The organism is Pseudoalteromonas maris, assembly GCF_049257235.1.
Lineage (GTDB): Bacteria > Pseudomonadota > Gammaproteobacteria > Enterobacterales > Alteromonadaceae > Pseudoalteromonas.
In genome coordinates this window covers 146,549-158,774 of the sequence record NZ_JBMMUF010000005.1, presented here as the reverse complement: position 1 = coordinate 158,774, position 12,226 = coordinate 146,549, and the positions used below count along the sequence as shown (strand labels likewise).

Annotated in this window: 8 protein-coding genes and 1 pseudogene; 5 read left to right on the top strand and 4 right to left on the bottom strand. The window is 44.7% G+C overall.

Translation table 11 applies throughout. The annotated features are described in order from the left end of the window. Positions 1–466: 466 nt before the first annotated feature. On the top strand, positions 467–1,726 hold the full coding sequence (locus AAEU32_RS09135) for an outer membrane protein transport protein (RefSeq protein ID WP_421970221.1): 1,260 nt from the start codon (positions 467–469) through the stop codon (positions 1,724–1,726). 131 nt (positions 1,727–1,857) lie between these two features. Then, positions 1,858–4,860, top strand: a complete 3,003-nt coding sequence (locus AAEU32_RS09130) for an ATP-binding protein (protein WP_421970220.1) — start codon at positions 1,858–1,860, stop codon at positions 4,858–4,860. Here AAEU32_RS09130 and AAEU32_RS09125 read toward each other — a convergent pair. Both AAEU32_RS09125 and AAEU32_RS09120 read right to left on the bottom strand, forming a co-directional pair. Continuing rightward, positions 4,836–5,432 (bottom strand): biliverdin-producing heme oxygenase, encoded by a 597-nt coding sequence (locus AAEU32_RS09125; protein ID WP_421970219.1) that lies wholly within the window; start codon positions 5,430–5,432, stop codon positions 4,836–4,838. The genes AAEU32_RS09130 and AAEU32_RS09125 overlap by 25 nt on opposite strands. Positions 5,433–5,606: 174 nt before the next feature. Further along, a pseudogene (locus AAEU32_RS09120) lies at positions 5,607–5,939 on the bottom strand (valine--tRNA ligase); the annotation flags it as partial. A gap of 214 nt (positions 5,940–6,153) precedes the next feature. Between AAEU32_RS09120 and AAEU32_RS09115 the strand changes: the two are divergent. The 3 genes from AAEU32_RS09115 (at position 6,154) to AAEU32_RS09105 (ending at position 8,539) form a co-directional block, all read left to right on the top strand. Then, on the top strand, positions 6,154–7,326 hold the full coding sequence (locus AAEU32_RS09115) for a MerR family transcriptional regulator (protein WP_421970218.1): 1,173 nt from the start codon (positions 6,154–6,156) through the stop codon (positions 7,324–7,326). Positions 7,327–7,443: 117 nt separating this feature from the next. After that, on the top strand, positions 7,444–7,917 hold the full coding sequence (locus AAEU32_RS09110; RefSeq protein WP_421970217.1) for an RNA polymerase sigma factor: 474 nt from the start codon (positions 7,444–7,446) through the stop codon (positions 7,915–7,917). After that, a complete protein-coding gene (locus AAEU32_RS09105) occupies positions 7,910–8,539 on the top strand; it encodes a hypothetical protein (RefSeq protein WP_421970216.1) in 630 nt (209 codons plus the stop codon). Before AAEU32_RS09110 ends, AAEU32_RS09105 begins: the two co-directional genes overlap by 8 nt. Before the next feature lie 280 nt (positions 8,540–8,819). On the opposite strand, the gene AAEU32_RS09100 is transcribed toward AAEU32_RS09105, so the two are convergent. Together AAEU32_RS09100 and AAEU32_RS09095 are read right to left on the bottom strand one after the other, a co-directional pair. Continuing rightward, positions 8,820–11,666, bottom strand: a complete 2,847-nt coding sequence (locus AAEU32_RS09100; RefSeq protein WP_421970215.1) for a valine--tRNA ligase — start codon at positions 11,664–11,666, stop codon at positions 8,820–8,822. A 27-nt stretch (positions 11,667–11,693) separates the two neighbouring features. Next, positions 11,694–12,128, bottom strand: coding sequence for a DNA polymerase III subunit chi (locus tag AAEU32_RS09095; RefSeq protein ID WP_421970352.1), 435 nt, complete (start codon positions 12,126–12,128; stop codon positions 11,694–11,696). Between the last annotated feature and the right edge of the window lie 98 nt (positions 12,129–12,226).

Genomic DNA, 12,226 nt, shown 5'->3' with positions numbered 1-12,226 from the left:
GTCCGAACCTCGCGTAAATAGCCCCATAACTGACGAGCTGGCACAGTATACCTGTGCACCAATAAATACCTATAAGCTCACCACCATTGTCATACTCCAAGCGGGCACAACCATAGGCGCGTATAAAACAATAGCCGCCCACCAACGCGAATATAATGCCCGCACTGAGCACTGAGATTGTTACTAACATGCCGTGTTGCTCCTGCATTTTTACTGTGGCTTATAGATGTGTAACCATCTTTTTGGAATACGTATGACATCAGTGTAATGATATTTCGCACTTCGTCAATAGTAATGAGAATTATTATCATTTATAAATATTGTGGTCTAATCTGTTGCTATATGTGGTTAAAGATCACAAAAATGAGCGTAAATTACGCGTTGTTAACCACATTTAACAGATTTTTAGCATCAAAATGAGTTAGTGTGTGGCGACTAAAAAAGAACACAACAATGAGAAAGACGAATGCAATTTAAAAAGACTGTTTTGGCGGCTTCAGTGGCGCTATTGTCAACGGAATCATTTGCGGCTGCTTTTCAATTAGCAGAGCAAAATGTCTCAGGTTTAGGTCGTGCATATGCCGGTGAAGCAGCACTCGCAGATGATGCCTCTGTAGTCGCTCGCAACCCTGCGCTGATGTCTCAGTTTGATTCTGCGCAGTTAAGTGTTGCCGCTATGTATGTCATTCCTGATGTTAGCCTTGAAGGCCAAAGTACCAGCAATGGCATGCCTGCAAGTGTCCTTGATGACAGCAGCATTGCGCCAAGTGCTGCAATTGGAGCAGGTTATTTCACGCTTCCTGTCAATGATGCCCTAAGCGTAGGCTTTGGGATCTTCTCTAACTTCGGCTTGTCTACCGATTTCGCTGCTGATTATGCAGCTGGCCAAATTGCGGGTAATACAGAAATTCTTACTATTAATACCAATGTGTCGGTGTCGTATGCACTGAGCGATGCTTTTAGCGTGGCCTTGGGTGTTAATCATATTTATGCGGATGCGACGGTTGAGCGTAACCTAGGCGCAAATCCTTTTGGTGCACCTAATAGTTTGCAAGCGGCGCACCTAGAGGGTGATGATTCTGGCTATGGTTGGAATCTTGGCTTTGCTTATACCATGGATGAACATAACCGCTTTGGTGCGCATTATCGCAGTGAAACAGATTTAACCTTTACAGGTGAATACAGTAACCAGCTGCCAGGCGCGCTAGGTGGGCTTGAAGGTCAAAGTCTCCCAGGTTCACTTGAGCTGACTCTTCCTGCGATTGCGGAGTTTTCAGGCTCACATCAGCTTAGCCCAGAATATGCTGTGCACTACAGTGTACTTTGGACGCGCTGGAGTAGTTTCGATAAGCTTGAAGCATATGTGCCTGTTAGCGAAACGCCTGTTTTCTCAAAGACAGAGGATTTCTCAGATGCGATTCGTGTTTCTGTAGGTGGTGATTATCAGTTAAACGAGCAGTGGAAACTGCGTGCAGGTCTTGCGTTTGATGAATCTCCTGTGTCACAACAGCATCTGTCTATTTCCATTCCTGATACCGACCGTTTCTGGTTCTCTTTTGGTGGTGAAGTGAAATTGGATGACGTATCAAGCCTTGATTTAGGTGCCAGTATCATCCGCGGCAAGAAGCAAAACTTTGTTGAAAGTGACAACTTCGCTCAACATTGGGGATTTGAGTCGCAGGGCAATGCTTACCTTATTGGTGCCCAGTATAACTATCGATTCTAAGTTAAATCAGATACTAAAAAGCCAAACAAATGTTTGGCTTTTTTTATGCCAACTACACATGATGCTTGCTTGTTAAAGCTTCGTTTGTAATCAATACTTAGCCATATCATTTTTAGTCGCAAGAGTTTGTTTTGACAGCACCTCAACATATAACCCTAACTAATTGCGATAAAGAGCCCATCCATATTCCAGGGGCGATACAACCTTATGCCTACCTCATTGTTATTGATAGTAAAAACAGAGTGTGTGCGTATAGTGACAATGTTACCGAGTTATTAGGGATATCCCATGCGGATGTGATGGGCAAGAATATTGCTGAGATAGATCAGCTTGATTTCGAGTTAGACTTACTCAATACGCTCCCAAACACGTCTGATGTAGTTATCAATGGCAAACCATTTTCTTTGCATGTGACCTGCAAAGAGTCGCAATTTATTTGTTTAGAGTTTGAGTCAGCACACAACTACTTAGGACGCAGTGGTGATGAGCAGCCACGGATACAAAATATTGTTCAACACTATGTTAATAGTGCCGATGAACAGTCGTTGTATGATGCAATAGCTGAGAATATTCGCAACTTTACCTTATATGACCGAGTTATGGTGTATCGGTTTGACAAGTACTGGAATGGCTCGGTCGTTGCTGAGAGTAAAAAGGAGCAATTAGAATCCTTTAAAGGGCTGCATTACCCGCACACCGATATACCAGCACAAGCCCGATTGCTGTACACCAAAAAGCTGACGAGACTGATTGAAAACGTTGATTACACACCCTCACCCATTATCACTGGGGACGATGTTAAAACCCCCATCGATTTAACCTATATCGACTCTCGTAGCATTTCACCTATGCATATTAAGTACCTGCAAAATATGGGGGTAAAAGCGACATTGGTTATGTCAATTATGGTTAACGATAAGCTCTGGGGGCTGATTGCATGTCATCACTATAATGCTAATAAACCGCTCAATTATTATGAACGTCAAAGCTGTGCGACCTTGGCTGTGATTACTTCATTATTTATTGAAAAACTAGAAAATGCCCGTGTTTTCGCTCGCCAAGAGCAAGCGCTGCAGCAACTCAACTTTTCTTCTTTGTGTGCCTGTTTAGAAAACCCATCAAACAACGTTGAGACGATTGACAATCTGCTGCAATTAACAGGCTCTGATGGCATCGCCATTGTGGAGGGTAAGCAGTTTTATGTACAAGGAAAAACAATCTCTCCTAGTGTGTTTGATGCCCTAGTGCTTGCCAGTGGCAAAGAGAGCCACAGCACAAAAATTGAGAGTATCAACGCATTGGCGTTGGGCTGTGATGAAAGTGAGTTAAACGGTTGTGCCGGTGCTTATGTGCTGCCTCTGTCGGCAATCAAAGAAGGTCAAGAGCTGGTTTATGTGGTGTTGTTTAGAAAAGAAATCACCACGGTGGTTAATTGGGCAGGTAATCCAACAACCAAAGAATTTGTAACCATTAATGATGTTGAAACGCTATCGCCAAGGCGTTCATTTGCACTGTGGCAACAGACAATGGATGGTCTGTGTAAAGAGTGGACGCTAGAGGATACTAAGGTCATTGAGCTGCTGCATAACCGTATCAAAGAAGCATATTTAGCTGTGGTGCAAAAGCGTCGTGACTATGAATTGAAAGTGCTCGCCCAGACCAGTGATATTGGTATGTGGAGCATCGATTTTCATTCCGGTGTGCTCAATTGGAATGAATCTATGTTTAATATTTATGGTATTGAACCGGCGTCATTTAATCATAGTTATGAAACCTGGAAGTATGCGTTATCTCCTGAAGATAGAAAGGAAGTGTCTAATGCATTTGAGCAGTGCGTGCATGAGAAAAGAGACTTCCAAAGTACGTTTCATATTACCCATCCAAGTAAGGGCATTCGCCTCATTCGCGGTTATGGAAAATGTATTGTGTCGGAGTCTGGCGATGTGGCTCGGGTGCTTGGTACCAACATTGATATCACCGAAGAGGTGCGCAATTTAGATCCAGAGCAAGTCGAAAACTTCAAACAAAACGAACAAAGCCGACTTATTTCCCTAGGGGAAATGGCGGCTACTGTCGGCCATGAAATTAATAACCCTTTAGCCATTATCCTCAATAGTTTAGAACTACAGTTAAGTGCGTTAGATCATAATGACAAGATTGCAGTAGCCGACTTAAACAGTCGCGCCAATAAAGCTGGCGAGAGAATTAAAAAAATCGTAGCAGGACTTAGAAACATCACAAGGCGCTCACTCACCGATAACACTAGCGTGTCTTGCTATGTGGATGAGGCGGTTGGCGAGTTTGTGGAGTTGATGAATGAGCTCTATGCCAATAAAGGGACTATGATTACTTGCCAGCTGTGCGAAGAGCACTCCAATGTCAAAATTGATAAACCTATTTTACAGCAGGTCCTTGTTAATTTGCTGACCAACTCTGTTCATGCCACGCAAGATAGAACTGACAAAAACATCAATATTACGGGCAAAGTGGTAGGGGAGCAGTACATCCTGTGTGTTGAAGATAAAGGCGTGGGGATAGCCCAAGAAAACATGGAAAGAATCTTTGCGCCTTTTTACACCGATAAGCCCATGGGTGAGGGTACGGGTTTAGGTTTGCCAGTATCGCGCAGACTGGTGCGAGAAAATGGTGGTGAATTGACTGTGGAATCGCAAAGGGGCACTGGCACGACAGTCACAATCAAATTAGCGCTGGCAAATCAACAGCAGCATCATGTTCACACCTCAGTGCAACAAGCAGCGACTCAGGCGCTCGCTATTTTAGTGATAGATGATGAGCAAGACTTGCGTGATGTGCTTCAGATGCAAATACAAGCGTTAGGTCATCATGCGACGATGGCAAAAACAGGCGAGGAAGCGCTTGAGTTGCTAGCTCAGCATCAGTATGACGTTATGTTGATAGACTCGCAAATGACCGGAATAAGCGGTGAGGAAGTGATTGAAAAGTTACCCAAACACGGCGATATGATCACGGTGTTGATGACAGGTGATGTAACCAAGAGCATTGAGTCACTCACTGAAGCAGGGCTAAAAGTCGATGAGCTGATCTATAAGCCCTTTGGTATCAAGCAGATAAAAATGCTGCTCGATAATTATGGCAAGGTTCGAGAACGCTGAGAGGTCTTTACCTCAGTTGATATAGCGAGCAATAGTGTAAAAGCCTCTTTTGCACCACAAATAATATCGGCAATTTGTTGATTACTAAATTGCTCCTCTTGTGTCGCTAACCAGCGCATATACTGCTTCCACTGGCTAATATCTAAGGCACTTTTTTTATAAAATGCGCTTGGTAAGGTGGAGTGGTGTTTTTGCAGATGACGCAAAATATGTGTGGCACCATTGGCACTGCCTAACACAACATAAAGCGCTCCAAGCGCACGCTCATTATTATCAAAATGGTCATTGTTCAGCGCTAAAATATCACACTTATCAGCCCCCATAGCTTGTAAGTCTTGCTTTAACACTTGCACCGAAGAAGAAAAAGCGACATGCCCTTGAAGCGTTGAGAGAATAACAGGGGCTACGGTTGTTTCGATAATGTGATGCCACTGCGCTAAACAGCGCAACACCCGCGTGTAATCCTCTTCATTGAGGGAATCTGACATCATTTTACAAAATGGATACGACTGCTCCACTTGTTCATGTAATTGCGCGGTGTGCGCCCTAATAGCCGCGATTAAGTCGCTCATGTGTTCCCTTAGTTAACCTAGATGGAAAGCAGTCAGTGCTATCCCTTGTTAAAAGGTATCAGAGAAGCTTAAGAAGTACACGTTATGAGTTACATCATTATATTGTTGTGAGCACATAAAAAACGCGAGCTCGATGCTCGCGTTTTGTAATGATGATATTAAAAACCACAATGGTTACAGGCTTTCAATTTTCGCTTTTTGTTCCAGTAGTTTCGCTTTCGCTTCACTGAACTCTGCAAGCTTCGACTTTTCTTTCTCAAGAACAGCCTCTGGAGCATTGTTTACAAACTTCTCGTTCGCTAGCTTCTTCTCAACCTGTTCTAAGCCCTTTTGTGCTTTTTCAAGCTGCTTAGCGATACGTGCAAGTTCTGCTTCAACATCAATCAAGCCCGCCATTGGGATCATGATTTCAAGCTTGCCAACCATGGCTGTAGCACATGCTGGAGCATCGTCAGCGTTTTCAAGCACCGTCACTTCCTCAAGCTTCGCAAGTGAACTTAGGAAATTGCGGCGTTAGGGAAGACCAAACATGCTAAGTCTTGCCTCTACATCAATAAGCTCAGCGATATCGATTTGGATACATTAGAAAGTCTACTGAGGAAAGTTGTCGCTGATATGCACAAGCGATACGAATGTGAATAGCCACCGCTATTTCACTTGACCTGTCTACTGCCTTACACTTTAAAGTACTTAACCATCTTCAATCATACATGGGCAACGCATGTATAAAATTTCTGAGTTTGCAGCTGCGTTGGGGCTATCTCGCACCGCCGTGTTGCATTACGAAAAGCAGCAACTGATATCGGGTGTTCGATTGGACAATGGTTACCGCATATACAGCGATAAAGATCTGCAGCGAATGCGTTTGGTTCTTCAGCTACATGCTGGAGGGCTTACTTTGAAGGAGTGCAAAGCGTGCCTTGATGCCAAAATAGACAAGAAGTTGTTGCAAAGTCGGCTCATTACCCTTGATGAAGAAATAAAGCAAAAGCAGCAAGCGTATGCGCTACTCAGTGCCATGTTAGGTCAGGGCGACCTTAAGCATTGGCACCAAGAATTAGAGTGCAGCGCGCCTTATGCGCATTTAGATTGGTTAATAACGCAGGGCTTCAGCGAAAAAGAAGCCCTGCGCTTGAAATGGTTATCAAAGGATATGAATGAACATGAGCAATATATGGCTGACTTTATGACAGTCTTCTCGGCACTTGAACGATGGGCACCAGGCAGTGAAGCAGATACCAAAAAGGCATTGGCATTCGTGCCTGAGCATACACAGCGCATTTTAGAAGTTGGCTGTGGCAAAGGTTTAGCAACCGAAGTGCTTGCTAATAGTACTGGGGCTGCAATTCTTGCAGTAGATAATGAACAGGCCGCTTTAGATGCTCTGCGCAGCCGATTCGAACAGCTTTCGATGGCAAATAGGTTAGAAACCCTATGTGCGAGTATGACTGAGCTACCCATAGCTCAAGGCAGTGTTGAGCTGATTTGGTCTGAAGGCAGCGCGTATATCATGGGTGTTGAAAAGGCACTACGCCAGTGGCGTCCGTTGTTACAAAATCATGGTTATCTCGTGATTAGCGACCTAGTATGGAAAAGCGACTCAGCCAGTGAAGAAGCTATCGATTTTTGGCAGCACGAGTATCCAGATATGGTGAGTGTCGATGAGCGCATCGCACAGATGCAACAATTAGGATATTGTTTGGTTGCTCACTTCCCTCAGAGCGAGCATGCATGGCAAAGTTATTATGGCCCTTTGCGTGAACGTGTAATGGCACTAGAGCCGAGTATGCGCGATTCAGCAGCGCTAAAAGCAATTAAGCGAGAAGTCACTATTTGCACCGAGCATGCGAGTGAATTTGGCTATCACATGTTCGTACTTATGAAACCTGATTGATAGTCAATCCAAGAGAAGCCGCTAGGCTTCTCTTGTTAGTTGAGCTTTTTTCAAAACAAAATGTAAGATTTTACGTTTTGTAGTTACTAACTATAAAAACATCAATAAAAACGCGCTATGCCCGAACATTTTTACAGCCTGAAAATTGAACCCTACCTAAGCATTTTGTTTAAGCTTTGCCGCGCCTACAGTGACAATCAAGCTGATTTAGACGATTTGATGCAGGAAGTGTGCTTACAAGTATTCATTAGTCACAAAAACTTCAAAGGTGAGGCAAGCTGGAGCACGTGGATTTACCGTGTTGCACTGAATGTATGTTTAACGTTTAACCGTGATAAGAAGCAAACATCACAATTTGATGAGATAGATTTAGGAGAGCATCAAGTCTCGCACAGTATTGAGGCTTTAGACCTTCTTTATAAGGGGCTAAGAAAACTGCAACAAGTGGATAGGGCATTATTGGTAATGTATCTAGAGGGGTTTTCATACGAGGAAATCGCCGCCGTGGTAGGGGGAAATGCTAACAGTCTTGCTGTGAGGGTGAAACGCTTAAAAGATAAGGTGGCAAAGGAGCTTGAGAATAATGACTAAAAGCATCGAAGAGATATGGCAGCAAGCAAGTTACGAAGAACAACGTACGTTGTCCGAGTATTTGCATCGCAAAGAATCTGAGTCACAGGACTTATTACATCAATTACGTACTAAATATCAACTCAACAACAAATGGATGGGGTTGGGGGCAATTTTATCATTTTGCTTATTGCCTTTATTCGGTATGTTTTATCTCGCGTTAGCACTGGGCCTCACTTTTTTCGGGGTGTTTTTATTAGGCAGGGCTCAAATCAAGGAGTTATCCGAGTTGGATAAAGCGATGTCCTGCTACGACTACCTTCAAGGTTATCGAGCCTATATGGAACGCGCTAAAGCACACTATGGCAAGATATACAGAGTCATCTACCCAGGTTTGTACGTCGCATTGCTAGTTGAGTTTTTCTCGAGTACGGATGGGGCGTATTTTTTAAATGACTTAATCGCGGATGGTTCGCCTGTTTATATAGGGTTACCTCTCGAAGTGCTTATTTTTGGTGGGATTTCAACATTACTCATTGCTGTTTCTGCTAGGGCACTTTACTTAAAAGAAGTGAACGTGTTTTATGGCTCAGAGCTTCGCAAATTAGATGCGTTGATTGACGAGCTCAAACCATTGCACTGACTTATACCAACCCGCATAAATATCTGGTCAATCTAGCGAGTTCAATGACGCGCTAATTGCGTTGGAATTTTTCTCTGTACGCCTACATGGATGTAGGTGGTAGAGCGGCGCAGGAGCCAAAGCCGAGAATAACTAAATACAAAAAAATTCCGCCTTACTAGCACGACATAGCTCTGTCGTTATATAGGATCACATCCTTAAGCGGATTGGTAATAAACGATAAGCGCAAATAAAAAACGCGAGCCTAACTCGCGTTTTTCAGTGAAATCAAATGGCTTTATTACAGGCTTTCAATTTTCGCTTTTTGTTCCAGTAGTTTCGCTTTCGCTTCGCTGAACTCTGCAAGCTTCGACTTTTCTTTCTCAAGAACAGCCTCTGGAGCATTGTTTACAAACTTCTCGTTCGCGAGTTTCTTCTCAACTTGTTCTAACCCTTTTTGAGCTTTTTCAAGTTGCTTAGCGATACGTGCAAGTTCTGCTTCAACATCAATCAAGCCCGCCATTGGGATCATGATTTCAAGCTTGCCAACCATGGCTGTAGCACATGCTGGAGCATCGTCAGCGTTTTCAAGCACCGTCACTTCTTCAAGCTTCGCTAGCGAGCTTAGGAAGTTGCGGTTATGCTCGAGACGACGAATATCTTCATCACCCGCATGAGCAAGAAGTACATTCAGCGGCTTGCTTGGGCTAATGTCCATTTCACCACGGATATTACGAATAGCGACGATGAATTGTTTTACCCATTCAAGATCAGCCATTGCTGTAGCATCTACTTTGCTCTCATCAAAGTGCGGGAACGCTTGCAGCATGATGGTATTTGCTTCGATACCGGCAATAGGTGCGACACGCTTCCAGATTGTTTCAGTGATGTAAGGCATCAGTGGGTGCATGAGGCGAAGTAGGCCTTCCAATACGGTGATAAGCGTATGACGTGTACCGCGTTGTTGCACTTCGTTGCCTTTGAACAATACCGGTTTAGTCAGCTCTAGGTACCAGTCACAGAATTGGTTCCAAGTGAACTCGTAAATCGTATTAGCAGCAAGGTCGAAACGGTAGTTATCCAAATGCTCAGTGAAGGTTTTCACTGTTTGTTGGAATTGTCCTTGGATCCAACGATCTGCAAGCGAGTATTCACGCTGTGCATCATTGAAACCACAATCTTGCTCTTCTGTGTTCATCAGTACGTAACGGCTAGCGTTCCATAGCTTGTTACAGAAGTTACGATAACCTTCAAGACGGTTCATATCCCAGTTGATATCACGGCCTGTTGATGCCATTGCCGCAAGGGTGAAGCGCAACGCATCCGTACCATGTGGCTCAATGCCATCGGCGAATGTTTTACGGGTGTTCTTTTCAATCTTTTTCGCCAACTGTGGCTGCATCATGTTGCCTGTACGCTTTGTCACTAGGCTTTCAAGATCGATACCGTCAATCATGTCGAGTGGGTCAAGTACGTTGCCCTTAGATTTTGACATCTTATCGCCGTTCTCATCACGGATAAGACCCGTAACGTACACGGTTTTAAATGGCACTTGGGCTTTGCCGTCTTCGTCTTTAATGAAGTGCATGGTCATCATGATCATGCGCGCAACCCAGAAGAAGATGATGTCAAAGCCTGTAACCAACACGTTAGATGGGTGGAATACTTTTAAGTCTTCAAGGTTGTTTGGCCAACCAAGCGTTGAGAATGTCCAAAGCGCAGATGAGAACCAGGTATCGAGTACGTCGTCATCTTGGCTTAGCGCTACATCGTCGCTTAGGTTATTGTCGCGGCGCACTTCTGCTTCATCGCGGCCAACATATACGTTACCTTCGTTGTCGTACCACGCAGGAATACGGTGGCCCCACCAAAGCTGACGTGAGATACACCAATCTTGAATGTCACGCATCCACGCAAAGTACATGTTCTCGTATTGCTTAGGTACGAACTGGATATCGCCGTCTTCAACCGCTTTAATTGCAGGCTCAGCAAGTGGTGCAACACGCACATACCATTGGTCAGTAAGCAGTGGCTCAATAACCACACCAGAACGGTCGCCGTAAGGTACGGTTAGGCTGTGGTCATCGATTTTCTCGAGCAAACCAGCTTGCTCAAACTCTTCAACGACCTTGGTGCGCGCATCGAAACGGTCAAGGCCATGGAAACGCTCTGGAATAGGCGCGTCTAACTCAAGTGGCTTACCATCGAATGTGAATGTTTCACCTTCGTTTAGAATCGCCGCGTCTTTGTTGAACACGTTGATCATTGGTAGTTCGTGACGTTTACCCACTTCATTATCGTTGAAGTCGTGCGCAGGAGTGATTTTCACACAACCTGTGCCTTTTTCCATATCTGCGTGCTCATCGGCAACGATAGGAATACGGCGGTTGACGATAGGGAGTAAAATTTCTTTACCGATAAGGTCTTGATAGCGCTCATCATCAGGGTTTACTGCAACGCCTGTGTCGCCCAACATGGTCTCTGGACGCGTTGTTGCTACTACAATGTAGTCTTTACCGTCTTGCGTTTTTACGCCATCAGCCAGCGGATAGCGAAGGTTCCACATGTGGCCTTGCTTGTCTTTGTTTTCTACTTCTAGGTCTGAAATAGCCGTGTGTAGTTTTGGATCCCAGTTAACTAGGCGCTTACCGCGGTAGATTAGGTCATCTTTGTAAAGACGAACAAATACTTCTTTCACCGCTTCAGATAAGCCTTCGTCCATGGTGAAACGTTCGCGGTCCCAGTCAACAGATGCGCCTAAACGACGTAGCTGCTTGGTGATCGTGCCACCTGATTGCTCTTTCCACTGCCAGATCTTATCGATGAATGCGTCGCGGCCTAGGTCGTGGCGTGTTTTACCTTCTTCAGCAGCAAGTTTACGCTCAACAACCATTTGCGTTGCGATACCAGCGTGGTCAGTACCCACTTGCCATAGCGTGTTATTACCCTGCATGCGCTTAAAGCGGATAAGGGTATCCATAATCGTGTCCTGGAACGCGTGGCCCATGTGTAGGCTACCTGTGACATTTGGAGGCGGGATCATAATTGAGTATGAGTCGCCTTCGCCACTTGGCTTGAAGTAACCGTTTTCTTCCCACTCTTGGTAGAGGGATTGTTCAATATCTTGTGGATTGTAGGTTTTATCCATTGCCCAGAACCTTTAACTAAATTCTATCTAAACTTTTTGAGTGCTAAGCTGCGCGCCTAAATCGCGAAGCTGCTTGTATTTTGCTCGTGCCATTTGTTTGCGCTGCTCATCAGCAGGCACAAAGTCGAAAATGGTGTCGAAGCGACGTATAAAATCAGGCACCTTTGAGGCTAAATTGATTAGCACCGTGCGTTTTGCAACCGGCGGTGTTTGCCCAATTTCAACTGCTGCCCCACCTCGAGAACCTTCACCTTGAAGGTTATGCGGCACAAAACTATCGGCGTCAAACGCCCATAAATGCTGGTCTATCAAGTGTGCATCATCACGACTATCAACGAAGATGAACACCCTTTTACCCTGACGATATTGCTGTGCAGCAAGACGAGCACCAAGATCAAAATGAGCCGGCACTTGTTGGCCCGGCTCATCAGCATGTTCCAGCAGGTAAAATAACGCGTGCATTGCGTCCTCTACGCGGCTCGTTAATGCGCCAATTTTGACACAATCGGCACGTTGCATCAATGAATAAGCCCCTTTAAAAGGGGCTTATCGTTCACTCG